The 25151-nt window shown below is 67.2% G+C and carries 24 protein-coding genes, 4 tRNA genes and 1 pseudogene; 15 read left to right on the top strand and 14 right to left on the bottom strand.

Translation table 11 applies throughout. The features are described from left to right. Window positions 1-181: 181 nt before the first annotated feature. The gene (locus MELE44368_RS23775; protein ID WP_128110734.1) at window positions 182-610 is read right to left on the bottom strand and encodes an NUDIX hydrolase; all 429 of its coding nucleotides are present in this window, start codon (window positions 608-610) and stop codon (window positions 182-184) included. Window positions 611-708: 98 nt separating this feature from the next. Between MELE44368_RS23775 and MELE44368_RS23770 the strand changes: the two genes are divergently transcribed. The 6 genes from MELE44368_RS23770 (at window position 709) to MELE44368_RS23745 (ending at window position 5077) form a co-directional block, all read left to right on the top strand. Then, a complete protein-coding gene (locus tag MELE44368_RS23770; protein WP_128110733.1) occupies window positions 709-1488 on the top strand; it encodes a GntR family transcriptional regulator in 780 nt (259 codons plus the stop codon). Window positions 1489-1587: 99 nt separating this feature from the next. Next, the gene (locus MELE44368_RS23765; protein ID WP_128110732.1) at window positions 1588-2010 is read left to right on the top strand and encodes a plasmid replication, integration and excision activator; all 423 of its coding nucleotides are present in this window, start codon (window positions 1588-1590) and stop codon (window positions 2008-2010) included. Further along, window positions 2007-3329, top strand: a complete 1323-nt coding sequence (locus tag MELE44368_RS23760) for an FtsK/SpoIIIE domain-containing protein (protein WP_128110731.1) — start codon at window positions 2007-2009, stop codon at window positions 3327-3329. Before MELE44368_RS23765 ends, MELE44368_RS23760 begins: the two co-directional genes overlap by 4 nt. Then, window positions 3326-3682, top strand: a complete 357-nt coding sequence (locus MELE44368_RS23755) for a hypothetical protein (RefSeq protein ID WP_128110730.1) — start codon at window positions 3326-3328, stop codon at window positions 3680-3682. The genes MELE44368_RS23760 and MELE44368_RS23755 overlap by 4 nt, the downstream gene beginning before the upstream one ends. A gap of 4 nt (window positions 3683-3686) precedes the next feature. After that, window positions 3687-3923, top strand: a complete 237-nt coding sequence (locus tag MELE44368_RS23750; RefSeq protein WP_128110729.1) for a helix-turn-helix transcriptional regulator — start codon at window positions 3687-3689, stop codon at window positions 3921-3923. Next, complete coding sequence (locus MELE44368_RS23745; protein ID WP_128110728.1) at window positions 3923-5077, top strand: site-specific integrase; 1155 nt, start codon at window positions 3923-3925, stop codon at window positions 5075-5077. Before MELE44368_RS23750 ends, MELE44368_RS23745 begins: the two co-directional genes overlap by 1 nt. A gap of 38 nt (window positions 5078-5115) precedes the next feature. Here MELE44368_RS23745 and MELE44368_RS23740 read toward each other — a convergent pair. The 3 genes from MELE44368_RS23740 to MELE44368_RS23730 form a co-directional block, all read right to left on the bottom strand. Further along, window positions 5116-5192 (bottom strand) — tRNA-Phe (locus MELE44368_RS23740). 41 nt (window positions 5193-5233) lie between these two features. Then, window positions 5234-5310, bottom strand: a tRNA-Asp gene (locus MELE44368_RS23735). A 35-nt stretch (window positions 5311-5345) separates the two neighbouring features. After that, window positions 5346-5418, bottom strand: a tRNA-Glu gene (locus tag MELE44368_RS23730). 122 nt (window positions 5419-5540) lie between these two features. Here MELE44368_RS23730 and MELE44368_RS23725 point away from each other — a divergent pair. Next, window positions 5541-5613: transfer RNA gene (locus tag MELE44368_RS23725), tRNA-Lys, on the top strand. A gap of 52 nt (window positions 5614-5665) precedes the next feature. Here the strand turns inward: MELE44368_RS23725 and MELE44368_RS23720 are convergent. After that, window positions 5666-6856: a serine/threonine-protein kinase gene (locus MELE44368_RS23720; protein ID WP_128110727.1), complete on the bottom strand. Its 1191-nt coding sequence runs from the start codon at window positions 6854-6856 to the stop codon at window positions 5666-5668. A gap of 51 nt (window positions 6857-6907) precedes the next feature. Then, complete coding sequence (locus tag MELE44368_RS23715; RefSeq protein WP_206613844.1) at window positions 6908-7930, bottom strand: oxygenase MpaB family protein; 1023 nt, start codon at window positions 7928-7930, stop codon at window positions 6908-6910. Window positions 7931-7987: 57 nt separating this feature from the next. On the opposite strand from MELE44368_RS23715, the gene MELE44368_RS23710 reads away from it, so the two are divergent. After that, window positions 7988-8572 carry a TetR/AcrR family transcriptional regulator gene (locus MELE44368_RS23710; RefSeq protein WP_064927900.1) on the top strand — a complete coding sequence of 195 codons (585 nt, stop codon included), beginning with the start codon at window positions 7988-7990 and terminating at the stop codon, window positions 8570-8572. A 3-nt stretch (window positions 8573-8575) separates the two neighbouring features. Here the strand turns inward: MELE44368_RS23710 and MELE44368_RS23705 are convergent, their stop codons facing one another. The 3 genes from MELE44368_RS23705 to MELE44368_RS23695 all read right to left on the bottom strand — a co-directional run bounded on the left by MELE44368_RS23705 (window position 8576) and on the right by MELE44368_RS23695 (window position 10057). Further along, window positions 8576-8983, bottom strand: coding sequence for a PASTA domain-containing protein (locus MELE44368_RS23705; RefSeq protein WP_046754563.1), 408 nt, complete (start codon window positions 8981-8983; stop codon window positions 8576-8578). A 100-nt stretch (window positions 8984-9083) separates the two neighbouring features. Beyond that, on the bottom strand, window positions 9084-9482 hold the full coding sequence (locus tag MELE44368_RS23700) for a hypothetical protein (protein WP_409366153.1): 399 nt from the start codon (window positions 9480-9482) through the stop codon (window positions 9084-9086). 128 nt (window positions 9483-9610) lie between these two features. Continuing rightward, on the bottom strand, window positions 9611-10057 hold the full coding sequence (locus MELE44368_RS23695; RefSeq protein WP_128110725.1) for a hypothetical protein: 447 nt from the start codon (window positions 10055-10057) through the stop codon (window positions 9611-9613). A gap of 201 nt (window positions 10058-10258) precedes the next feature. On the opposite strand from MELE44368_RS23695, the gene MELE44368_RS23690 reads away from it, so the two are divergent. From MELE44368_RS23690 to phoU, 4 genes are all read left to right on the top strand, one after another. Continuing rightward, the gene (locus MELE44368_RS23690) at window positions 10259-11254 is read left to right on the top strand and encodes an acyl-ACP desaturase (protein ID WP_128110724.1); all 996 of its coding nucleotides are present in this window, start codon (window positions 10259-10261) and stop codon (window positions 11252-11254) included. Window positions 11255-11285: 31 nt separating this feature from the next. Next, window positions 11286-12419, top strand: a complete 1134-nt coding sequence (dusB, locus tag MELE44368_RS23685; protein ID WP_206613846.1) for a tRNA dihydrouridine synthase DusB — start codon at window positions 11286-11288, stop codon at window positions 12417-12419. Window positions 12420-12622: 203 nt separating this feature from the next. Further along, complete coding sequence (locus MELE44368_RS23680) at window positions 12623-14665, top strand: LCP family protein (RefSeq protein WP_128110722.1); 2043 nt, start codon at window positions 12623-12625, stop codon at window positions 14663-14665. A gap of 80 nt (window positions 14666-14745) precedes the next feature. Further along, window positions 14746-15414: a phosphate signaling complex protein PhoU gene (gene phoU / locus MELE44368_RS23675; protein ID WP_128110721.1), complete on the top strand. Its 669-nt coding sequence runs from the start codon at window positions 14746-14748 to the stop codon at window positions 15412-15414. 79 nt (window positions 15415-15493) lie between these two features. Here the strand turns inward: phoU and pstB are convergent, their stop codons facing one another. The 4 genes from pstB to pstS are packed head-to-tail and all read right to left on the bottom strand — an operon-like array spanning window position 15494 to window position 19416. Further along, complete coding sequence (gene pstB / locus MELE44368_RS23670) at window positions 15494-16270, bottom strand: phosphate ABC transporter ATP-binding protein PstB (RefSeq protein WP_128110720.1); 777 nt, start codon at window positions 16268-16270, stop codon at window positions 15494-15496. Window positions 16271-16278: 8 nt separating this feature from the next. Then, a complete protein-coding gene (pstA, locus tag MELE44368_RS23665; protein ID WP_128110719.1) occupies window positions 16279-17193 on the bottom strand; it encodes a phosphate ABC transporter permease PstA in 915 nt (304 codons plus the stop codon). Continuing rightward, a complete protein-coding gene (gene pstC / locus MELE44368_RS23660) occupies window positions 17190-18233 on the bottom strand; it encodes a phosphate ABC transporter permease subunit PstC (RefSeq protein WP_128110718.1) in 1044 nt (347 codons plus the stop codon). Before pstC ends, pstA begins: the two co-directional genes overlap by 4 nt. A 46-nt stretch (window positions 18234-18279) precedes the next feature. Beyond that, window positions 18280-19416 carry a phosphate ABC transporter substrate-binding protein PstS gene (gene pstS / locus MELE44368_RS23655; protein WP_128110717.1) on the bottom strand — a complete coding sequence of 379 codons (1137 nt, stop codon included), beginning with the start codon at window positions 19414-19416 and terminating at the stop codon, window positions 18280-18282. Between the two features lie 418 nt (window positions 19417-19834). Between pstS and MELE44368_RS23650 the strand changes: the two genes are divergently transcribed. After that, window positions 19835-20311 carry a hypothetical protein gene (locus tag MELE44368_RS23650; protein ID WP_128110716.1) on the top strand — a complete coding sequence of 159 codons (477 nt, stop codon included), beginning with the start codon at window positions 19835-19837 and terminating at the stop codon, window positions 20309-20311. Beyond that, window positions 20269-24765 (top strand): annotated as a pseudogene (locus tag MELE44368_RS27430) (HAD-IC family P-type ATPase); the annotation flags it as partial. The gene MELE44368_RS23650 and the pseudogene MELE44368_RS27430, both read left to right, overlap by 43 nt. Here MELE44368_RS27430 and MELE44368_RS27240 read toward each other — a convergent pair. Further along, the gene (locus MELE44368_RS27240; RefSeq protein WP_241566749.1) at window positions 24681-24905 is read right to left on the bottom strand and encodes an Rv1535 domain-containing protein; all 225 of its coding nucleotides are present in this window, start codon (window positions 24903-24905) and stop codon (window positions 24681-24683) included. The pseudogene MELE44368_RS27430 and the gene MELE44368_RS27240 overlap by 85 nt on opposite strands. Here MELE44368_RS27240 and MELE44368_RS23640 point away from each other — a divergent pair. Continuing rightward, window positions 24873-25145 carry a hypothetical protein gene (locus tag MELE44368_RS23640; RefSeq protein WP_128110715.1) on the top strand — a complete coding sequence of 91 codons (273 nt, stop codon included), beginning with the start codon at window positions 24873-24875 and terminating at the stop codon, window positions 25143-25145. The genes MELE44368_RS27240 and MELE44368_RS23640 overlap by 33 nt on opposite strands. Window positions 25146-25151 lie beyond the last annotated feature (6 nt).

Below are 25151 nucleotides of genomic sequence, written 5' to 3'. Positions count from 1 at the left end.
GCCACACGCGGACACGCGACCGCTCTTACACCACTCCACGGGACGTGACCCACGCTGCTGAGGAGTCAGTCCAGCATTCTCATCATCGGGCTCATCAGCGTCAGCGTTTACAGGCACATCACACAGGCTAGTGGGCTAGACCAACACGCCCACGTCGCTAGCGCAGCAACCGTCGTGACTGTTAGCCAGATATGACATTGACGCCGTCGTGGGTCCGTGAATGGACGCCTTCGTCGAACGCGTCCAGCACACGGACCGCGAACGCAGGGCTCATCGTCGACTGAACCTGTTCCGTAGTCATCCAGAGAACTTCGCAAGCTTCAGCCGTCGGGTGCGCGGCGCCGCCGGCAGGACGGCATCGGTAAACCAGCGCGACGATTCCGTGCGTGAGATTCTTGTAGACACCCGTAAGCCGTTCGACAGCAACCTCAAGTCCAGTCTCTTCCAGCACCTCGCGCTGAACGCCGCTCTCGAATGATTCATGAAGCTCAAGGACGCCGCCGGGGGCTTCCCAGTGGCCGGTGTCATCACGTTTGATTACCAGGACGCGGCCGTCGTCGCGGACCACGATCCCCGCGACGCTAACCGAGTGTTTCGGCGTGGTTGCCATGCGAGACTCCATCCTCGGGGCCCGGACTTCAGTAGTGACATGGGCGTGTCGTTTTCTTACACTACTAGTCGTCTAGACATGCAAGGGAAGGCTCTGCGGTGCTGCAACTTGGCCAGATCGACCGGGCGGACGACAAGCCGCCGTATCGGCAGATCGCTGGCATGTTGCGCGAAGCAATCAGCTCTGGCCAGCTCGACGCAGGGGAACGCCTGCCGTCCGAGGCCGAGTTGATCAAGCACTTCGGCGTGGCACGCATGACCGTCAGGCAGGCAATGCAAGTGCTCGGCAGCGAAGGGCTAGTAGTCACGCAACACGGCCGCGGTGTGTTCGTCCGCCCCACACCCCCGATCCATAGGCTCGCCTCCGATCGATTCGCACGACGACATCGCGCAAGCGGCAAAGCGGCGTTCACTGTCGAGACAGAGAAGGCTGGCTACACGCCACAAGTCGACAACATCACTGTGACGCGGGAGAAGCCGAATTCGACTGTTGCTGAACGTCTTCGCTTGACTCCAGACGACGAGGTTGTCGTTCGATCGCGGCGTTACCTCGCCGATGGTCGACCAATGGAGACGGCGATTTCATACATCCCTGCCGACTTTGCTCAAGGCACCAAGATCGAACAAGTGGACACCGGGCCTGGCGGTATCTATGCGCGACTCGAAGAGGCCGGCCACACACTCGCCCGATTCACCGAGGAAGTCGGCGCGCGGATGCCCACCCCCGAAGAGCGCCGCATCCTGCAACTTGCGGCTGGTGTACCCGTCCTGACTGTGGTTCGGACGGCATATGACACCAACGACGTGGCCGTCGAAGTGTGTGACACGGTGAAGGTGGCATCGGCCTACCTGCTCGAATACGACTTCTCGGCACGCTGAACCTGCGTGAAATTGCCAAACGTCGCGCCGCGCTTGACTCACTCGTCTAGACGACTATGTTAGATAGTCATCTAGTTCACTCCAAGAAAGGGTTCCACAATGTCCATCCCCAAATGGCTCCAGATCGGACACGACCAGGTGTTTTCATGCGGCGCGTTCCTCGTGTCCGAGGTGACGCCGATGATCGACTTCGACAAGTCCTCGGGCGACAACCGTGTACAGGCGACCGATCGCGAGACCGGTTCGCCGATGTGGCAGGTCGAAGTGCTCGACGGTGATCCGTCCGCACCGAAGCGCAGCCGCACCGTGACGGTCAAGTTCGCCGCCCAAACGCAGCCGACTGCCCCCGGCAATTCCAGCGGAACGCCGTTCACGCCGGTGGTGTTCGAGGGTCTGATGGCCCTGCCGTACATCGAGCGGTCGGGCGACTTCTCACGCATCGCGTGGTCATTTCGGGCCTCGGGCATGACCGCACCTGGCAAGCCGTCTGCGGCATCGAACACCGGCCGGGCATCGGCATGAACCCCGATCCGTTCGCACCGACCGACCTCGATACCCCGCTGAGGTTCGACCACCTCCTGCAGCTGCTACTTGGCGCCGTGGCCTGGGTCGCGGCCGTCGCAGGCATAACCGCTGCAGTTCTGATTGCCTGGCGGCTGCGCTCACCGGGGACCTACGAACTGCACTTCGCCGCCCCCGCCCGGCGATTGCGTTGGAGACTGTGGGCCTACGCCACATGGGAGCGGTTGTCGAAACGCTGCGGCTTGTCCGCCTCTGAGCAAGTCACCCGCAAGGACCACGAAGGGCGGCCGGTCACACAGACGCGATGGACTCATCCAAAGCTGCTGCAGGTCAAGGTGTCTGACAACTGCCTGAATCTGACAGTGAAGACGCGGATGGGTCTGACCGTCGACGACCTGGAGCGTGCCGTCCCGGCTATCCGCGACGCCGCACGAGCCCACGCCGCCCAGTCGGTCGTGGTCGCACCCGGCACCGTGCGGATCGAATTGGTCATGCGCGAGCAACTCTCATCGGTCGGTCATGCCGCCTCGCCCACTGCAGTCGCTACCACCAGAGTCACGCTTGGACGCTGTGAAAACGGCACCCCGTGGACGCTGCACGTCGCCGGACGACACACCCTGACCGTGGGCTGCTCGGGCGCAGGCAAAGGGTCGGTTTTCTGGGGAATCGCCGGCGGCCTCGGACCCGCGGTCGCGAGCGGCCTGGTCCACCTGATCGGCATCGACCTCAAGTACGGCATCGAACTATCGGTCGGTGCTCGCTTGTTCACCAAGGTCGCCACAACCGAGGCCGATGCAGTGAAAACCCTTGGCACGCTGGAAAAGTTGATGGACGAGCGCGGCGCACAAATGGCGGGAAACGCCCGCGAACACACCCCGACAAAATCAGCTCCCCTGATCGTGCTGCTGATCGACGAACTGGCCGGACTGACCGCATACATGAGCGACCCGGCACTGCGCAAAGAAGCCGCCGGCTACTTGTCGCGAATCCTGACCAAAGGCCGCGCCCTGGGATTCGTCGTGGCAGCGTTCCTCCAAGACCCTCGCAAAGAAGTCCTACCCATGCGAGGGCTCTTCACTCAAACCATCGCGCTCCGGCTCCGTTCCCGCGACGAGGTGACGATGGTTCTCGGCGACGGCATGGGCGATACCGCGCCCGCACACCGCATCAGCCCCGAGACACCCGGCACTGGCTATGTCGTCGCCGCAGACGGGCATGTGATCCGGGTTCGCGCTGACTACTGGTCTGATGACCAAATCCGTTCCACTGCAAAGCAATACGGACGGACGCGAATCACCGGAGGAAAGACGGCGCAATGAACGACGACTGGCCACTCTTCGCCCCGCCCAGCCAGGATCAATTGGCTCGGCATGCAGACGATCTGATGCACCGCGCCAACCTGGTCCGCACGCACGGATGGGACGAGTACCGGCACGTCTGGTCCTGCGGCGAATTCCTCGGCGTCGCCTTGGTCTTGGGCGACGACGCGGAACTCCAGCGACGCAGCGAGACAACGGCCTCCGCGCTGAATCGCTGGGCATTCGATCTCTGGGGAATCACCGGCGGGCAAGCCGACACCGATGCCGGATTGCCGCGGACTCGCGCCTGGTTCGCCTCCATCCGTGCTGGCATGGACATTCCGTCGACGTACCAGCCACCCGCAACGAGGTGAAGCGATGGTCACTCACGGCCTCCGGGAGGCTCTCGTCACCGCAGGCAACTTCCCTGAGCTGCTGACCGCAGAACGGGTGTCGGCGCTGCTCGGCGTCTCGGCTGCGACGCTCAATCGCTGGGCGTCGATCCGCGAAACGACCGGCGAGCAGATCGGCCCACCCTGCTACACGTTGTCAGAGCGGGTGCGCCGCTGGGACTGCGCGGAAGTCCGGTCCTGGCTGAAGCAGGTGCGTCGGTAATGGCTGGCAACACCCCACGCGGCATCCGAAAGCGCATCAATGTGGCCGGACAGCCCCGCTACCAAGTCCGCTACCTGATCCGTGATCCCGACGCACCGTCAGGCTGGGTCGAAACATCGGCCACGTTTCCGACTCTGCGCGAGGCGAAGGCGTTCAAATCCGAACGCGACAACGAAGCAGCGCTCGGTGCACGTCGGTTCGACCCCCGCCTCGGCCGCACACCGCTGAACCGAATTTGGACGCAGTTCTCCCATTCCAAGAAGCCCGCGGTCTCGCCAAAGACCTGGAGCGGCTACACCCAGCACTGGGAACTGCGAATCGCGCCCCGGTTCGGTCACGTGCCCGTCGACGAAATCACGCGTGCCGACGTCCAGGCGTTCGTTGACGGCCTGACGGTAGGGCCATGGGCGAAGGTCTCCACGCTGCGACTCCTGCGGTCGATCCTCGACGTCGCCCATCAGGACGGCCGAATCCACCGCAACCCCGCCCTTGGCGTTTCAGCGGGCCGCATTCCTGAGCGGGAACGTCACCGCTACCTGAACGCCCAGGAAGTCCATGCGCTGGCCGTCGCCTGCGGCGACCAGGGCGACGTTGTGATCATCCTCGCCTACACCGGCCTGCGCTGGTCCGAACTCGTCGGCCTCCGTGTCAAGGATGTTGACCTTGCCGCCCGCCGTCTCTACGTTCGACGGGCCGCACCCGAGGTTGCGGGCCGCATCGTCATCGGTCCCACCAAGACGGTGGCTGGAACCCGCACCATCCCGCTCCCCCAGGTCGTCATTGACGCCCTGAAACCGCGCATCGCCAGCCGCGCTGCCGATGAGCCCGCCGTCACATCACCTAACGGAAAAATGCTGAGGTCCAACAACTGGCGCAGGCATACGCACTGGAACAAAGTCCTCAAGAAGACACGCCTCGCACCGCTGACCATTCACGAGCTACGCCATACCTACGCCAGCCTGGCGCGCAAGTCCGGCGCAGACCTGCGCTACGTGCAGAAAACCATGGGCCACTCGACGCCGACTGTCACCGCGAACATCTACAGCGACCTCTACGCCGACGAGCTGGACCAGGTCGCAACGAACCTCGATCAACTTCACGCAACCGAGATTCACACACCGAAGACCGGACAAGAACCGGACGAATCAAACTGACAACCGAGTGCAACACCCGTGTCTATGCAGGTAAAGAATGGTGGCCAGGGCCGGGATCGAACCGGCGACCTTCCGCTTTTCAGGCGGACGCTCGTACCAACTGAGCTACCTGGCCGGATGGCACCGGTTGTCGAAAAACCGACATGCCCGCCGTTCTGGCGACCCTGACGGGACTTGAACCCGCGACCTCCGCCGTGACAGGGCGGCGCGCTAACCAACTGCGCCACAGGGCCTTACTGTGCGACTTCCATCGTACGTGCGTCGCGTGTACCCCCTACGGGATTCGAACCCGCGCTACCGCCTTGAAAGGGCGGCGTCCTAGGCCGCTAGACGAAGGGGGCCAGCCGAATCTCTCCGGGGTACTCACAACGCCATGTCGTTGGGAGCCACGATAGCTTAGGGTACCGGCACCCCAATCCTCAAACGAGCGGGCTGTCGATACCCAGTATCCTGTTGCTTCGCGGCCCCTATAGCTCAGTTGGTAGAGCTACGGACTTTTAATCCGCAGGTCCTAGGTTCGAGTCCTAGTGGGGGCACTTTTGTCAGCGGCGGCTGTCGGGTATCGGCGGGCGTGACCCGCACGCCCACTCAGTCGTCGTGTCCCCTCGGCCCCTTCGGGTCCTTGGGACCCTTTGGGGCCTTCGGCTCCTTGGGGCCATGCCCTTCGCCGCGGTTCCACGGGGGGCCCTGGTCGACCTGTGTCGGCGCGGGCGGTGGCGGCGGTGGCGGGGCGACCAGCGACGACGTCGGCGTCGTGGGCACCGTCGATTCGGTGCTGGCCGGGGCCGGGCGTGATGCCGAATCGGCGATCACCGCCGCCAGCACGACGACCACCGCGACCAGCGCCGCCGCCACTCCCAGCAGGAGGCCGGTGCGGCTCCTCGGAGCAGGCGGGCGCACGGCCAGCGTCGTCGGCTCGGGCAGCGGCGCAGCCAACACCTTGGTGGCCGGACGGTGCCCGACAGGCGGCGGCAACCGGCCCGCCAGCGCGGCGCGCATCGACTGCGCGTCGGCGAATCGCCGGCGCGGGTCGGGCGCCATCGCCTGCTCCACCACGCCCGCCAGTACGGGGTCCGCGTCCGCGCGCAGCGCCGTCACCGGCACCGGCGCGCCGTCTGCGATCGCACGGGCCAGCTCCGCGAGGTTTTCCTGCGGGAACGCCCGCCGACCGGTCAACGTCTCGTAGCCGACGACACCGAGCGCGTAGAGGTCGTCGCCGGCCGTCGCGGGCACCCCGGCGATCCGCTGCGGGCTGAGATAGGCCATCGTGCCGACGATCTGGCCGGTCACGGTGTCGGGCGTGGCGGTGCTCTTGGCGATACCGAAGTCGGCGACCTTGGTGTGACCGAAATCGCTGAACAGGATGTTGGCCGGTTTGATGTCGCGGTGCACGATCCCCGCGGCATGCGCGGCCTCGAGGGCCGACAACACATCGTCGAGGATCGACCGCACATGCGGTGCCCGGAGCGGTCCGCGGGCGATCACGTCGGCAAGCGTGCGCCCCGACAGCCGCTCCATCACGATGAAGGGTGCGCCGTTGTGCTCGCCGCTGTCGTGTACGGCGACGATGTTCGGATGGCTCAGCGCCGCGGCTGCCCGGGCCTCCCGCTCGAAGCGCCCCCGGTTGACCGGATCGGTGAGAAGCATCGGATGCAGCAGCTTGATCGCCACCGGCCGGTCGAGTCTGGTGTCCCAACCGTCACGTACTTCCGACATGCCGCCCCGACCCAGGACGCTGCGCAATTCGTATCGGCCGCCAAGAATTTCTGGCGCCTGCATACCGGTAAAGCTAGCCCCCGCGAGCGGAATGCAAACCTCGTCGTGGGTGGCTCAGACCTTCGGGCTGTAGTAGTGCGGGTTGTCGCGGTACTCCAGGGGTGGAAGGTTGCGCGCGGGTGTCTCGACCAGCGGTGCGTCCGCCGGGAGCCGACCGTGCGCCCGATCCCACGCCGAGCGCTTCCGCGGATGCATCAGCACGCGCTTGGGCAACAGCTTGGTGACCCGGTAAACCAGGTTGCCGAACTGCCGGTGCAGCCACTCTTGGCGGGGCGACCAGCTGTAGCCCATCAGTTCGCGCACCGGCGGGTCATACAACCCCACCGCGAAGAACGTCAGAACGCGCTGCATGACCTTCAGGTTCAGCCGCCACGCCCAATCCGGCACCCACTCCAGCGAGGGATGCTTGGGCATCGTGGAAAGATCCATGACTTCCCTTGCCGCCCACGTGTTTTCCAGAACGTTGCGGCACATGTGATCCCAGTACTCCTGGAACTCCTCCCAGGTCTTGGGGACCGGGCGCATGCTCATTCCGTACATCCGGTACCAGGTGATGTGCTCGTCGAACAGCTGGCGCTTCTGGGCCTCGGTGAGCCCGCCGCCGAGCCATTCGGCGGCCAACAGCGTCGACTTGAAGAACGTCGCGTGCGCCCAGTAGAAGACCTCCGGGTTGAGCGCGTTGTAACGGCGGCTCTGTTCGTCGACGCCCTTGATCCCGATGTGGTAGTCGCGCACTTCGGCTCCGGTGCGGGGCGCGCGATCACCGTCGAAAACCACACCGCCGATCGGGTAGACCGACCGGAACAGCCGCGGCATGCGCTCCAGGAAGAAGATCGAATGGTCTTTCACCGCCGCGCCCAGCTGCGGATGCATGTTCTGCATGGAACCGGCCCACGGGCCCTGCAGCATGCCGGTCCACTGACCGAAATACTTCCAGGTCAGCGAGTCGGGTCCGAGTGATTCCGGCAGTGTGCCGTATCCCCCGCCGGAAACCGGGCAGCCGGCCGCCAGCCCCGATGACGCGCTGGTCACCGGGTATACATCGGACGTATCTTGAGTCACTGAGGAGCTTCCCATCCAGCCAGACGGTAGATTCTGACTACAGGCGTTGTCAGCGTCGAGCTTAGGAGTGATGTGCCTTCGGGTCAACGACGGGGCCGATGGTCCGGCGTTCCGCTACAGGACCGCCAGGCGCTGCGCCGCGACGAACTCGTCTCCGCCGGGGTGGCGCTGCTGGGCAGCGAAGGAGGCCCGGCGCTCACCGTGCGCGCGGTCTGCCGGGCGGCGGGGCTGACCGAGCGTTACTTCTACGAGAGCTTCGCCGATCGCGACGAATTCGTCCGCGCGGTATACGACGACGTCTGCGCGCGGGCGATGTCCACGTTGACGACGGCGGAGACCCCGCGCGAGGCGGTCGAGCGCTTCGTCGAGTTGATGGTCGACGACCCTGCGCGCGGTCGGGTTCTGCTGTTGGCGCCGGAGGTCGAACCCGTGCTGGTGCGTTCCGGTGCCGAGTGGATGCCGAACTTCATCGAACTGCTGCAGCAGAAGCTCACCCGCATCACCGAACCCGCGCTGGCGGCCATGGCGGCCACCGGGCTGATCGGCGCGCTCACCGCGCTGTTCACCGCGTACCTGGACGGTCGCCTGACCGTCAGCCGCGAGCAGTTCATCGACTATTGCGTCGGCATGCTGCTCGGCAGGGTGCCGAGCCTTTGACCACTACTCCTCCTCGGAGGAGCCCTCCTCGGAGGCTTCCTCTTCGGCCTCGGACTTGGCCGCGCGCCCGAGCGGATGCTGTATGGATGCACCGGGATTCGTCTCCGATGCATACGCGCCCGCGCAGTTCAGCGACACCATTATCTCGTCCTCGGAGTACTCGAAGCCGTCTCCGACGCCCCGCAGGAGCGATGGCTCCCAGGCGCCGGTGACGATGCACTCGTCTTCTGCCAGCTGGTCACCCACCCGCGTGACGACAATCGGATTCAGCCCGGCCTCGTTCATCTCCGAAGAGGCATCGGCGAAGCTCTGACCGATGTAATCGGCTGCGGCAGTGGGTGTTCCGATCAGCATGAGCGCTGCGACACCGGACGCCACCGCGCCGGCCCGAAGCGAATTTCGTCCCGTCATCGCCAACACTTTGGCGCTGTGATGTGAACGCTGTCGGACGCCTACGTTGACATCATGTTAATAATGTTGTGGCGACGGACTATTGGGCGCACAGCTCTCGTCAGGAGCTCGGAGCTTCCTCGTCGGCCTCTTCTTCATCAGCGGCCTTGGCATCCCGGCCCAGCGGATGCTGGACGGAGGCGCCGGGATCGGTTGCCGTCGCGTAGTCGCCGTTGCAGTTCAACGACACCATCACCTCGCCGCCGTCGGCACTCCCATCGCGCACAAATGACGCCTCCCAGGCGTTGGTGACGGTGCAGTCGGACTCCGAAAGCCGATCACCCACCCTCGAGGCCACGACAGCGGTGCCTCCGCTGTCCTTGATCGCCGATGCCGCATCCGAATACTTCTGGCCCACCACGTCAGGGGCGGCGCTCGCCACGTCGGCGCCCACCAGGACCACGCCCCCCACCGCGGCAGTGAACATGGGCCCGGTCCCGAAAATTATGAGCTTCTTCACGTCTGCCGACCTCCCAAGCGGCCAGGCGACACCGCCGGACCGGTACTGGAAAATCGTATGGCGCGCAGCAGTGAGCCGCCACTTGAGCGGCCCGTCTATCTGCAGAAATCTGCGCCGAGAGCCGAAAGCTATTGCTGCGCGGCCCGCGCGGCAGCGGCCTGCCTGGCGGCCCGGTCCCTGGCGGCCTTCTCCGCCTTGCGCTGCTGCTCTTCCTTTGCTGCGCGCCCGGCCGGGCTGGCAGCCGAGTTTCCTGCCGTGCCCGCCGCGGCCAATTCACCGTTGCAGTTCAGCGCGACCATGATGTCCTGGTTCGCGACCGGGCGGCCACGCCGGTTGGGACGGCGAACCGCCGCCTCCCATGCGTTGGTGACCAAGCACCTCGACTCGGACAATGCGTTGCCCGTACGCGTCGCAACTACGGCTTTTCCGCCTGACCGTTGGATAATCCGCTTGGCGTCCTGATAGGTGCGGTTGACGACATCGGGAGGATTGGCCCCTGCGACCCCCGGCCCAGCGAAAAGGGCGCTGCCGGCCACCGACGCCGCGGCGACCGCGCTCGCAACAACCCTGACCATCTTCAAAGCTCGAGACCTCCGCGTCGTTGCATGTGCTGCCGTCGGGCCCAACGATTTGCTCGCCGAGCATTGTGACGCATCGTACCGCCTGCAAAAGAGCCTTGTGATGCAGATGTGACAAGGCCGCTGCGTAACTTGAATGTCACCGGGGTACACAGATACTCTGAGTGCTACTAACAGGTACAGATAACCGGAGGGGCCATGCACGAGAACCTGACCGACCTCCATCTCCTGCGTGAACTCGAGCCCGTGGTGGAGAAATACCTCAACCGGCACCTGTCCATGCGCAAGGACTGGAACCCGCACGATTACATCCCGTGGTCGGACGGGAAGAACTATTACGCCCTCGGCGGTAAGGACTGGCATCCCGAGGAGGCGAAGCTTTCCGAGGTCGCTCAGGTCGCGATGGTGCAGAACCTGCTCACCGAGGACAACCTGCCGTCGTATCACCGCGAGATCACGATGAACTTCGGCATGGACGGCGCCTGGGGCCAGTGGGTGAACCGCTGGACCGCCGAGGAGAACCGCCACGGCATCGCGCTGCGCGACTATCTGGTTGTCACCCGCGCCGTCGATCCGGTGCAGCTCGAGCAGTTGCGCCTCGAGCAGGTCACCCGCGGCTTCTCCCCTGGCCAGAACCAACAGGGCGACCTGTTCGCCGAGAGCCTGTTCGACTCGGTCATCTACGTGACGTTCCAGGAGCTGGCCACCCGCGTGTCCCACCGCAACACCGGCAGGGCCTGTAACGAGACCGTCGCCGACCAGCTGCTGGCCCGGGTCTCGGCCGATGAGAACCTGCACATGATCTTCTACCGCGACGTGTCGGAGGCCGGCTTCGAGGTCGCCCCCGACCAGGCGATGCACTCGCTGCACCGGGTGCTGCGCAACTTCAAGATGCCCGGCTTCACCGTGCCGGAGTTCCGCCGCAAGGCCGTGATCATCGCCGTCGGCGGTGTCTACGACCCGCGCATCCACCTCGATGACGTGGTGATGCCGGTGCTGAAGAAGTGGCGCATCTTCGAACGCGAGGACTTCACCGGCGAGGCCGCCCGGATGCGTGACGACCTCGGCAAGCTGGTCGAGGAACTCGAGGAGGCGTGCGACAAGTTCGAGGTCTCCAAGCAACGCCGTCTCGAACGCGAGGCCCGCAAGGCCGAGAAGCTCACCGCGCAGAGGGTGCTCGAGACGTCGACGTGACCCCATGACCGTCGCAGCCGAAACCCGCTCGCTGAGCATCGGCAACATCCGGCTGGCCAGCCCGGTCGTGCTGGCGCCGATGGCCGGCGTGACCAACGTCGCCTTTCGCACCCTGTGCCGCGAGCTCGAGATCGCCCGCGCCGGGACGGTCAGCGGGCTCTACGTATGCGAGATGGTCACCGCGCGGGCACTCGTCGAACGTCACCCGGCCACCATGCACATGGTGACGTTCGGGGCCGACGAGTCGCCGCGGTCGCTGCAGCTGTACTCGGTGGACCCGAAGTACACGTACGCCGCGGCCAAGATGATCGCCGACGAAGGGCTGGCCGACCACATCGACATGAACTTCGGCTGCCCGGTGCCCAAGGTCACCCGGCGCGGCGGAGGGGCCGCGCTGCCGTTCAAGCGCAAGCTGTTCGGCCAGATCGTCCAGGCCGCGGTGGCCGCGACGGAGAACACCGACATCCCGGTCACCGTGAAGTTCCGCGTCGGCATCGATGACCAACATCACACCTTCCTCGACGCCGGGCGCATCGCCGCCGAGGAGGGCGCAGCCGCCGTCGCGCTGCACGCCCGCACCGCAGCCCAGCGGTACTCGGGCAAAGCGGACTGGCGCCACATCGCGGCGCTGAAAGAGCACGTCACCGGCATTCCCGTGCTGGGCAACGGCGACATCTTCGAGGCCCAGGACGCCTTGGCGATGATGGCTTCGACCGGGTGCGACGGGGTGGTCATCGGGCGCGGTTGCCTGGGTCGCCCGTGGCTGTTCGCCGAGTTGTCGGCGGCCTTCAGCGGTAAACCGCTGCCCGCCGCGCCGAACCTGGGCGAGGTCGCCCGGATCCTGCTGCGCCACGGCCAGCTGCTCGCCGCCCACTTCGGCGAGGACAAGGGGATGCGCGACATCCGCAAGCACGTGGCCTGGTACCTGCACGGATTTCCGGCCGGCGCCGAGCTGCGCCGAGCATTGGCACTGGTCAAGACGGTTTCTGAGCTCGAGGCCCTGCTCGGCCAGCTCGATGCGGCGGTGCCGTTCCCCGACGCGGCGCAGGGACCCCGCGGCCGTCAGGGCTCATCGGCATCCGTGGCGTTGCCCGAGGGCTGGCTGGCCGATCCCGACGACTGCACCGTTCCCGCTGGTGCGGAGGTCATGCATTCCGGTGGCTGACGCCGCACGAGCGTCTCGAAGTTGTCTCGATACTGAGACGACTCTGACATCACACCTCTCAGGATGTCTCAGTACGATAAGGAACTTGTTCGGGTAATGGGCTCCGCTTCGGAGCCACGCGAGTGCTGTGACACGGCATACAGCACGGCGGACGTTCATGCGCAACAGTGTGCGACGACTATGGGTCGGAGGCCGGTGGGATCATGAGTGACGGCGACAGCCCCGGTGCTGATGCCACTCCTGGCCCATGCGGTTCGTCGGAGCCCGACCGCCCCGCCGACAACCAATGGCTTACCCGAAGCGCGCGCCCGGGACCAGCCGCCGCGCCGTGGGAACGCAAACGCAGGGCTGCGCGCAGCGACACCGACGGCATCACCGTCGCGGACCTGATCGCCCGCGTCCGGGGCGACACCGCCGTGCCCGAGACGTTGCGCCGCCACCGGGCCGAAGCCGACGAACCGGCCCCGCCCACCGAGATCATGGCAGCGGTACCCGACACCGAAGAGCCGCAACCGCTGTCAGAAGACGAACACGACACCGAGATCATTCCGGCCGTCCGCCCGGGCTCGTCGGAACTGCCGGATCTGGCCGCGGTCCGCAGGCCTCGCCGCGTCGCGCCGGCGCACGTCGCCCGCCGCGGCGCCGGCCGGCCCGACCGGCCGAATCGACGGCGGGGCCTGCGCTCCACGATGGTGGTGGGCCGGGTCGCCGCCGCGCTGATGGCCGTGCTGGCGCTGGTTCTCACCGGCGGCGCCTGGCAGTGGCAGACCTCGAAGAACAACATGCTCAACCGGATCTCGGCGCTGGACCCGGACTCCCGCGACATCCTCGACCCGAACGCGCAGTTCGGCGACGAGAACTTCCTGATCGTCGGTGTGGACAGCCGGTTGGGCGAGAACAGCGACATGGGCGCGGGCACCACTGAAGACGCCGCCGGGGCGCGGTCGGACACCGTGATGTTGGTGAACATCCCCGCCAACCGCGAACGCGTTGTCGGCGTGTCGTTTCCCCGTGACCTCGAGATCGAACCGATGCTGTGCGAGCCGTGGGATCCGCGCACCCGCGAGTACGGCCCGATCACCGACCCCGACTCGCCGATGTACGGCGCCAAGCAGGTCTACACCGAGTACAAGCTGAACTCCGCCTACGCCGTCGGTGGGCCCAAATGCCTCGTGAAGGTCATCCAGAAGATCTCCGGGCTTTCCATAAACCGGTTCATGGCAGTCGATTTCGCCGGTTTCTCCAAGATGGTTGACGCGCTCGGCGGCGTCGAGGTGTGCAGCACCACCCCGCTCGAGGACTACGAGGTCGGCACCGTGCTGCCGCGTGCGGGGCGTCAGATCGTCGACGGCCCGACCGCGTTGCAGTACGTCCGCGCCCGCCAGGTCACCACCGAGAGCAACGGTGACTACGGGCGCATCAAGCGCCAACAACGGTTCTTGTCGTCGCTGCTGCGCTCGTTGATCTCCAAGGAAGTGTTCTTCTCGCTGTCCAAGCTCAACAACGTGGTCAACATGTTCATCAACGACAGCTACGTCGACAACATGGACACCAAGGACCTCGTCACGCTCGGCCAGTCGATCCAGGGCATCGCCGCGGGGCGCATCACGTTCCTGACGGTGCCCACCACCGGTTACATGGACGAGTGGGGTAACGAGCACCTGCGCGAGGAAGACACCCGGGCGATCTTCGACGCGATCATCAACGACGAACCCCTGCCCAAGGAACGCAACGCCGACAACACCCCGGTGCCCGGCACGCCGGAGTCGTCGGCCAACGGGGATTCGACGAACCCGTCGCCCAGCCAGGGCTCCATCGGAACCGGCGAGCTGGTGGACGCGGTCACCACCAACCCGCAGGACATCACCGTGCAGGTGTCGAACTCCACGGGCCGCGACGGCCTGGCCGCCAGCGCCGCCACCGCGCTGCAGACCCACGGCTTCAACGTCACGACGCCCGACGACTACCCCGGCCCGCTGGACGAGACGACGGTGTTCTTCTCACCGGGCAACGAGGAAGCCGCGGCGACGGTGGCCTCGGCGTTCGCCAACCCGACCATCGAGCGGGTGACGGGCAAGGGCGACATCGTCCAGGTGGTGCTGGGCAACGACTTCAACTCGGTGAACCCGCCGTCACCGAGCGGCTCGACCGTGCAGGTCCATGTGGTGCGCGGCACCAACAGCACGCCGACCGCGCTTCCGGACGACCTGGCCGTCACCAACGCCGCCGACACCAGCTGCGATTAGCGTTTCGCCAGATGGCATTCACCTGTCGTTCACCGCTTCGCTCGTGACGCTGAGACCGAAAAGACCGTAGGGTGGCTGGTATGCGAACCGCGTACCACGAGCAACTGGATGCCTTGACGGCGCAGCTCGGCGAGATGTGCGGGCTGGCAGGCGCTGCGATGGAACGCGCGACCCAGGCCCTGCTGCAAGCCGATCTGGCGCTGGCCGAACAGGTGATCACCGACCACGAGCAGATCGCCGCGATGAGCGCGCGGGCGGAGGAAGCGGCGTTCGTGCTGCTGGCCCTGCAGGCGCCGGTCGCCGGTGACCTGCGCGCCATCGTCGGCGCCATTCAGATCGTCGCCGACGTCGACCGGATGGGCGCGCTTGCCCTGCACGTCGCCAAGATCGCGCGCCGACGCCACCCGCAGCACGCGCTGCCCGAAGAGGTCAACGGCTACTTCGCCGAAATGGGCCGGGTGGCAGTCGAATTGGGTAACAGCGCCCGGGAGGTGCTGATCACCCGGGATCCGGAGAAGGCCGCCCGCATCCAAGAAGAAGACGACGCGATGGACGACCTGCACCGGCATCTGTTCACGGTGCTGATGGACCGTGAGTGGAAGCACGGCGTGGCCGCGGCCGTCGACGTGACGCTGCTCGGCCGGTTCTACGAGCGCTTCGCCGACCACGCGGTCGAGGTGGCCCGGCGGGTCATCTTCCAGGTCACCGGCAAGCACCCCGACGAGGAAGACCTGCCGGCGTCGCGCTGACCGGGAATCGCGCTGCCGGCTGTGCGGTCAGCCGCGACGCGCCGGGCTCAGCGGATGAGGACGCACATTCTTGGCGGGATCACCCGAAGCGGCCGGAGATGTAGTCCTCGGTGGCCTTCTTGCTCGGGTTGGAGAAGATCTTCTCGGTGTCGTCGATCTCGATCAGCCGGCCCGGTTTACCGGTGGCCTCGAGGTTGAAGAACGCGGTCTGATCGCTCACCCGCGCGGCCTGCTGCATGTTGTGCGTGACGATGACGATGGTGAATTCCTGCTTCAGCGTGGCGATCAGCTCCTCGATCGCCAGCGTGGAGATCGGGTCGAGCGCCGAGCACGGTTCGTCCATCAGCAGCACATCGGGTTGCACCGCGATGGCGCGGGCGATGCACAGCCGCTGCTGCTGACCGCCCGACAGTCCGCCGCCGGGCTTGTCGAGGCGGTCCTTGACCTCCGTCCACAGGTTCGCGCCGCGCAGCGAGCGTTCGGCGACCTCGTCGAGAGTTTTCTTGTTGCGCACGCCCTGCAGCTTGAGGCCCGCCACCACGTTGTCGCGAATCGACATGGTGGGGAACGGATTCGGCCGCTGGAACACCATGCCGATGGTCTTGCGCACCCCGACCGGGTCGACGCCCGCGCCGTAGATGTTCTCACCGTCGAGCAGCACCGACCCCTCGACACGGGCGCCGGGGATCACCTCGTGCATCCGGTTGAGTGTGCGCAGCACCGTGGACTTGCCGCAGCCCGACGGGCCGATGAACGCGGTCACGTTCCGCGGCGGAACGGACAGCGACACATCGGCGACGGCGTGAAAGGCACCATAGTAGATGTTGACGTCTTTGAGGTCCAACCGCTTTGCCATGAAAGCTCCTAAACCTTCTTGGGCGCGAACAGCTTTGCCAGCAGGCGCGCACCCACGTTGAGAACGGCGATCAGCAGGATCAGCGTCAGGGCGGCGCCCCACAACCGGTCGGTGGGCACTGGATTGGCGCCGGCGCCCGCCGAGGTCTGGTCATACATCATGCCGGGCAGCGACCCCATGAACCCGCTGAACATGTCGAAGTTGATGGCCTGGCTGTAGCCGACGAGGATCAGCAGCGGTGCGGTCTCGCCCATCACCCGCGCCAGCGCCAGCATGATGCCGGTGACGATGCCCGACAGTGCCGTCGGAACGACAATGCGCACAATGGTTTTCCACTTCGGAACACCGAGCGCGTAGCTGGCCTCGCGCAGATCCATCGGTACGATGCGCAGCATTTCCTCGGTGGCGCGCACGATCACCGGAATCATCAGCAGCACAAGGGAAAGCGACACCGCGAAGCCGGACCGCTCGAATCCGAGCGTGGCAACCCACAGCGCGTAGATGAACAGCGCCGCCACGATCGAGGGCACGCCGGTGAGGATGTCCACCATGAACGTGGTGAGCTTGCCCATCCGGGTGCCGCCACCGTACTCGACCAGGTAGATGGCGACGAAGATACCGATCGGAATCGAGATGACCGCGCACACCAGGCCCTGCAGCAGCGTCCCCACGATCGCGTGGTAGACCCCGCCGCCGGCCATGAACGCCGTCATGCCCGCCTGCGAATTCCACCACCACTCCACCGACGCGATCACCTTGATGCCCTTGGCGATCACCGAGTACAGCACCCACAGCAGCGGGATCAACGCGATCAGCACCGACAGCGTCACCAACACCGTCGCGATGTTGTTGGTGATCTTGCGCCGCAGGCTCACACCCTGGAACGTGGTGGCCTTCACCGGCCGATCGAGCGTTGTCGTCACTTGGCACCTTTTCCTGCGACCGCGGCCCGGGCCAGCGAGTTCACCACGAACGTCAGCACGAACAGCACCAGACCGGCGGAGATGTAGGCGCCCGCCTTGAACTGGTCGTTGAATTCCGAAGCGGCGGAAGCGATCAGGCTGGCGAAGGTGAAGCCACCGTCGAACAGCGACCAGCCGAACGCCTGCTGGGTGCCGCGCAGGATGATCAGCAGCGCGATCGTCTCGCCCAGCGCACGACCCAGGCCGAGCATCGCCCCGCTGATGTAACCCGACATGCCGAACGGCAACACCGTGGTGCGCACCACCTCCCAGCGGGTGGCGCCCAGCGCCAACGCGGCCTCGATCTGGCCCCGCGGCGTCTGCACGAACACCTCCCGGGTGACCGCGGTGATGATCGGCAGGATCATCACCGCCAGCACGATGCCCGCGGTGAAGATCGTTCCGCCGCCGACCACCGAGGCGGTGCCCGTCTTGAACAGGAACAACCAACCCAGGTTGGCGTTGAGCCACTGCGCGGCCGGCGCGAGCACCGGAGCCAACACGTAGAGGCCCCACACGCCGTAGATGATCGACGGCACCGCGGCCAGCAGGTCGACCATGTAGGCCAGCGGACCCGCCAACCGTCGCCGCGCGTACTGCGTCAAAAAGATCGCGATACCCAGCGCCACCGGCATCGCCAGCACCAACGCGAACACCGATACGAACACCGTCACCTGCAGCAGGTCCAGCACCCCGAAGTGCATGGCCGAGGTGTCGGTGGTGATCCAGTTGCCGCCGTAGAGGAAGAAGTTCTCCTCGTTGCGGGCCAGCGCGGGAATGGCCCGCCACAGCAGGAAGAAGCCGATCGCCGCGATCAGGGCGACGATGAAGACGCCCGAACCTTCCGCGAGCCCGCGGAAGATCCGATCTCCCAACCGGACCTTCGCGTTTCGCGACGGATCGAGGGGGACCGGTTCCGGTTCGCCGAACGGCTGGGCCATCGCCTCGCCGGAACCTGCGTCCGACGGATTCGGCGTTGTCACATCGACCCCATCAGTCATCGATCTGGTGTCCATACTCGCCGCTCCAGTATCGGTGGCAGCCCGACTACTGTATTGCCTCCACCGCCGTCAGCAACCGCTGCTTGAACCGGTCGGGCAGGGGAACATAACCGGCCGTGGGAAGACCCGCCTGGCCCTCCTCCGACGCGGAGGCTGTGAGGAAGGACTTGACCGCGGCCGACGTGTCGGCGTCGTAGCCACCCGAGCAGACGATCTCGTAGGTGGCCAGCACCAGCGGGTAGGCGCCGGGCTCCTGGGTGCCGTACAGCGAGTTCAGGTCCAGCACCAGATCGTTGCCCTCCGAGGCGAACGTCGCAGCGTCGATGGCCTTACCGGCCGACTCGTCGGTCAGCTCCACCGCGCCCGCGCCGCTGTCGATCGCCGCGAACGGCACCCCGGCCTGCTCGGCGAAGCCCTTCTCCACGTAGCCGATGGATCCGGGGGTGGCCTGGACGGCCTGCACGACGCCTGCCGACTTCTGGGCGCCCTCACCGGCGCCGCCCTGGAATTCGCTGCCGGCGCCCTTGGTCCAGCTCTCCGGCGCCGCGGCGGCCAGGTACTTCTGGAAGTTGTCGGTGGTGCCCGACGAATCCGACCGGTAGATCGGCGTGATGGGGGCGTCGGGCAGCGTGGCGCCGTCGTTGAGCGCGCCGATCGCCGGGTCGTTCCAATTGGTGATCTGGCCCTGGAAGATCTTGGCCAGCAGATCGGCGTTGAGCACGAGCCTGTCGACGCCATCGATGTTGTAGGCCATCGCGACCGGCCCGAACACCAGCGGCAGGTGCCAGGCCGGGTTGCCGTCACAGCGCTCCGCGGCGGGCTGCACCTGCTCCTCGGACAGCGGGGAGTCCGTACCGGCGAAATCGACCTGGCCCGCGATGAACTGCTGGCGCCCGGCGCCCGACCCGGTCGGGTTGTACGACATGTTCTTGCCCGCACACATCTGGCCCCACACCTGGTTGAAGACCGCCACGGCGTTCTGCTGCGCCGTCGACCCCTCGCCCGTGATCTGGTCTTTGCCCTCGCACTGCGCCGACGCGGTGTCGGTGCCGGTGGCACCGGGCTGCGTCGTTTCGGCGGTGTTGTTGTCGCTGCCACACGCGGAAAGCGTCAGCGCGGCGATCGCCGACGCCGACAAGATCTTGCCGAGCGGCGCGCCAGTGCCCAAGCTGAAGAGCTTCACGTATCCCACTTTCGGTCGACGGGGTTGGTCCTCCGGCAACGTATGCGTCCCTGGTGGACGCCGCGGGGATGGAAGGTAAACGGACGGTGAACAGGTTTAGCTAGTCGCTGGTTCGCCGCGCAGGCGCGCCAGCATCGACGAGAAGGCGCTCACCCACGCCGCCGAGTGAGACAGCGGTCAACAGACAAGCGCAAGCGTAACGTGGCGGATGCCGGGCGGCCAGTAGCGCTGCTCGGGCGCCAATTCACTTGCCAGTCATGCTTTTGATCGCTGCCCGCAGGCGGCGCGGGTCTCGCCGCGCGCCCCTCCTCACCGCGCAGAGGTTTAGTTTACCAACCTGGGGTATACCTGGTCTTTACTTCCGGACCAGCCCGCAGTTCGCCCGGAGTTCCCACCCGGCAGAGGGAGGAAGCGGCAGATGAACATCGTCAAGGAAGCCGCTCGCGTCGTCACCTGGACAGCGGACGCGGCGACGTCGGCGGCGGGCGCGGTCGGCGGGGCCGCGGTCAACGGAGTAGTCGGTGGCGTGCGCGGTGCGGCGAACGGCGTGCGCGACGGGTTGAGTGCCGGTAGTCAATCGACGCCCGCCGCGGCGTTGACTGTGGCCGCAATCGGCGCGGCGGGTCTGGTGGAGTGGCCACTGCTGCTCGCCGCCGCCGGCACGGCGATACTGCTGCGCCAGCTCAATCAGCGCTCCGTGGCGCCCTCCCCGCAGACGTCATCCCAGTCGTCGCAGGACCAGGACAGCGGCACCGCGGCCGCCAGCGCACCAAAGACACAGGCTCGTAAGTCGACGCCGACCAAACGTGCCAGCAAGGCAACCAAGTCGCCCAGCCGAAAGGCGACCAAGGCTTGGGCCCGCAAGTCGTCGGCGCGGCGCACGGCGAAGAGGTGATCGGCGCCCTCAGTCGCCTCGTCAGCAGAGCAGCGACTGCCGCGACGCTTCCGGTTGCAGTCGCCGGGTCCTGCGCGGCGAGCGCCGTGTCGGTCGGGGTCGATGTCGCCACGTTGCCCGCACGCCGGTTGGCCGGTGCGTTGCCTTCGGTCGACGTCGACGTGGTCGGGGCCGTACGCGCCGCCGTCGGCGAGTTGATCGGTGAACCCAGCAGGCGCTGCTGGCGCGGCGGCGACCGCTGCTGGATCGAGATCCGGGGCCTTGACGGCCAGGACGGAGGTGAGGTCGCCACCGCCGCACTCGACGCCGTTCGCGCGCACGCGGGCGTGCGCTCGGCGCGGCTGAACGTCCCGTTGGCGCGGCTGGTGGTGTCCGTCGAGGGTGCTGAACCCACACTGCGCGAGCTGTGCGACGTGGTGGCGTCGGCCGAGCACCGGGCACGACAGGCCGCCGGCGACGTCAGCCGCCCCTCCCCGACGGATCTGCCGGGCGATGGTGTGGTGCTGGCCGCAGCCGCGGTCGCGGCTGCGGCCAGCGCCGCAGGGCTGTGCGTCGCCGTGGTTGGCCGGGTCATGCCGTTACCGAGGTTGCCCACCGCGCTGACGGCCGCGGTAACCCTCGTCGACTACCAGCCAGGGCTGCGCACCATCGTCGAAAACCGTTTGGGCACTACCGGAGCCGACACCGGGTTCGCCCTTGCCGCCGCGACGGCGTACTCCCTGACCCAGTCCCCCGCCGCCGTCGCGGTGGAGTGCGCGCGCCATCTCGGGCGGGTCGGCGAGACGCTGGCGGGTGCGCGGGCCTGGGCGCGGCAGGAAAGCGTGTTGGCGCGCTATGCCGACGCCCCGGCCGCGCCGCCACCCGGCCCACGCCCGGGTCCGCCGCCGGCCGGGCCCGTCGAGCGGCACGCCCAACGCAGCGGGTTGATCCAGGCGCTGGCAGCGCCCAGCGTCGCAGTGGCCAGCGCCAACCTCGGCTCGGCCGCCGCCGCGGCCGTCGTCGCCGCCCCCAAGGCGGCACGTTTTGCCCGCGAGTCTTTCGCCAGCGCCCTGGGCCGGGGACTGGCCGATGAGCACGACGTGCTCTCGTTGCGGCCCGAGGCGTTGCGCCGGCTCGACCGCGTCGATGCGGTGGTGATCGATCCCCAAGTGCTCCTCGGCGATCGGTTGCGGGTCAGCGCAGTGCGGAAGGTCCCCGACCGCTTACGCGCCGCGGCCTGGCAGTGGGCGCAGGAACAGATCGGCCACGATGCACTGGGCACCGGCTGGCACCGGGTCGCGGGCCCGGAGTTTTCCCGCCACAACGGCTTCCGCGGGGACGTGCTGATCCGCCACGCTCATCATCCGCTGGCGGCATCGCTGCTTGCCGAAGTGCGCCGTAGCTCCGCCGAACTCGTGTCACTGGATGTCGATGAACTCGACGACCTGCGCTCGACGTTCGATGAGCTCTGGCCGTTGGACGGCGCCGGCGACACCGCACTGGCTGGCGGGGTGCGCCGCCTGCAGGAAGCCGGGCACACCGTGGCGGTAGTGTCCAGCACTGCCTCCCAAGCACTTTCGGCTGCCGACGTCGCGATCGGACTGATCCCGCGCGGCGGTCCACCGCCGTGGTCGGCGCACGTGTTGGCCGCCGATCTGGCCGGGGTTTGGCAGCTCTTGCATGCCTTGCCGGCGGCGCGCAAGGCCAGCCAGCGGGGTGTCGAGATTGCCACGGGCGCTTCGCTTCTGGGTGCTCTGCTGATGGTGCCCGGGGTGCGCGGACAGGGCCCTGGTCCGGTGACTGCGGGTGCGGCAGCAGGGTTGTCCACGGGTTTCTGGCTGGCCCGCGGCGCGCTGCGCGCGAGCGTGCCGGTGCCTGCGCCGACGTATGAGTGGCACGCGATGTCGGTCGAACAGGTCCGTCGTCTGCTGCCAGCGCCGGACGCCGACGATGGCGGTTCGCCGCAACCGGCCCCGACGACCGCGTCGAGCTCATCGATGGCGATGGTCGGCCGCGTGGTAGCACCGGTGCAGCGGGCCGTGTGGGACTTCGCAGGCGCATTGCGCGGGGAACTGTCCGATCCGTTGACGCCCGTGTTGGCGGTGGGTTCCGCGGCGAGCGCGATGCTGGGCTCGCCGGGCGATGCGCTGTTGGTCGGAGCGGTGTTGGCCGGAAACTCCGCGCTCGCGGCCATCCAGCAGGTTCGCGCCGAACGGCTGATCGGGCGCTTGCTCGCGGTACAGGATCCACCCGCGCGCCGCGTCTCCAACGGCAGCACCGACGCACCGCGCAGCGAGACCGTCGAGGCCACGCGACTTCGGCCGGGTGACCTGATCGAGGTGCGGCCCGGCGAGGTGGTACCGGCCGATGCCAGGCTGATCACGGCCGACGATCTCGAGACCGACGAGTCGTCGCTGACCGGCGAGTCGCTTCCGGTTGTCAAGCAAAGCGATGCCACGCCGGGGGTTCCGCTGGCCGAACGCGCTTGCATGGTCTACGCGGGCACCACGGTGGTCGCGGGCACCGCGGTGGCCGTGGTGACCGCGGCCGGCGAGTCCACCCAGGCACAGCATGCTGTGCAGGCGCCGAGCGGTCAGTCGCGCGCGGTCGGGTTGCAGACCCAGTTGCGCGAGCTGACCAATCGCGCGCTGCCGGTCAGCCTCGCCGGCGGCGGGTTGGTCGCCGGGCTGGGACTGTTGCGCCGACTTTCCCTGCGAGGGGCCATCAGCAGTGGCGTAGCCGTCAGCGTGGCAGCAGTGCCGGAAGGGCTGCCGCTCGTCGCCACCCTAGCCCAGCAGGCCTCGGCGCGGCGGTTGACCAAGTGTGGCGCCCTGGTCCGCAGCCCACGCGCGGTGGAGGCGCTCGGCCGCATCGACGTCATCTGCTTCGACAAGACCGGCACCCTGAGCCAAAACCGGCTGCGGGTGCGCGATGTCTTTGTCGCCGAAGGGTTTCCCCGCCAAGCGCTGCTGGATTATGCCGCGCGGGCGACGCCGCCGAAGAACGGCGACCGCCATGAGCATGCCACCGACGCCGCAGTGGTCGCCGCGTCCCCGGAGGCCGATGCCACCCGGGACCGCGACGTTGTGTACCTGCCGTTTCGTTCCGGCCGACCGTATTCGGCTTCGATCTCCGGCGACCAGCTCTTCTTGAAGGGCGCCCCAGAACTGGTGTTGGCCGCCTGCGCCGATCCCGGCGACGCACAACGTTCGGTGCGCCGGTTGGCAACCGACGGCCTACGGGTGATCGCGGTGGCCCACCGGCAGCTGACCGCCGCACAAGCAGCGGCAGCGCGCAAGGACCCGGACGCCTTCGCGGAATTGTGCCGGCAAGACCTGCGAATCGTGGGACTGCTGGGGCTGTCCGACACGCCTCGCGAGGAAGCCGCGCCGTTGTTGGCGTCGTTGCAGGACCAGCAGATCGGCGTGCGGTTGATCACCGGCGACCACCCGATCACCGCGACCGCGATCGCCGCCGAACTCGGGATGGCGGTGACCTCCGAGCAGGTGATCAGCGGCACCGAATGGGAGGCGCTGTCACGGCACGCGCAGGAACAAGCGGTGGCCGATCGAGTCGTGTTCTCGCGCATGACACCCGAGAACAAGGTTCAGATCGTGGAGACCCTGGAACGCAGCGGGCTCGTCTGCGCCATGGTGGGCGACGGCGCCAACGACGCGGCCGCAATCCGCGCCGCGACCGTCGGTATCGGGGTCGCCGCGCGGGGCAGTGACCCGGCCCGCAGCGCCGCCGACATGATGCTGCTCGACGGGCGCATCGGATCGTTGCTCGACGCGGTCGACGAGGGACGTCAGCTGTGGCGCCGCGCGCAGGCGGCTACCGCGGTGCTGCTCGGCGGCAACGCCGGCGAGGTCGCCTTCGCCATCGTCGGAACCGCGCTGACCGGCCGCTCACCGTTGAACACCCGCCAGCTGCTGCTGGTCAACACGCTCACCGACGCGTTGCCCGCCGCGGCGCTCGCGGTGAGCGCACCGACGTCGCGGATGCGCAGCGCCGGACGCGGCCCAAATCAGGCCGCCCTGTGGCGCACTGTGGCCGTTCGGGGCGCCACCACCGCGGCAGCGGCGACGTCGGCATGGGCGCTGGGCAGCATCACGGGCAGGCCACAACGCGCCTCCACGATGGGCTTGATCGCGCTCGTTTCGACCCAACTCGGTCAGACGTTGATCGATTCGCACGGCCCGCTGGTGGTGGCCACCGCGGCTGGGTCGTTGCTGTTGATGGGCGCGGCGATCAGCACACCGGGCGTCAGCGGGCTGCTCGGGTGTACACCGGTCGGCCCGTTGGCGTGGTCACAGGCGCTGGGCGCCGCCGGGCTGGCCACCGCGGCGGCCGCGGTGGCGCCTCGCCTGCTGAGCGGTTCGGCCGGCGATCAGCCGTCGATCTCGACCACGCCCGCACGCCACAGCACCGCATACAACTCGCGCAGTGGAATGAGGAGAACCCCTGCAACGGCATCGGTGAGCGGGTCCGAACCCACCTTGACTCCGGTACTCGACACGGTTACGACGGTGCAGTCCGCAGGAGTCCAAACGTCGAACACGCCATGACAGGGAGACCACCAATGTCTGAAGAATCTCGGAATGGCCCCACGCATCGCGACGCCGTGCAGCGCGTCCGGGAGGCCCGAAAGTTCACCGTGGACATCCCCGTCATCGGTCGCGTCACGATTCCTCGGCCCGAGCAACTGGCGTTCTACGGGGCGCTGGCGGCGCTGGCCGCCGTGGAGATCATCGACTGGCCGATCGCCCTGGTCCTCGGGGCCAGCCATGCGCTGACCCAGTCCGAGCACGGACGCGTCGCCCAGGAGATCGGCGAAGCCCTCGAAGACGTCTAGCGGTGC

Origin of the sequence: Mycolicibacterium elephantis DSM 44368 (assembly GCF_004014805.1) — a bacterium.
Taxonomy (GTDB): Bacteria; Actinomycetota; Actinomycetes; order Mycobacteriales; family Mycobacteriaceae; genus Mycobacterium; species Mycobacterium elephantis.
This window is presented reverse-complemented; position numbering and strand designations above follow the sequence as displayed.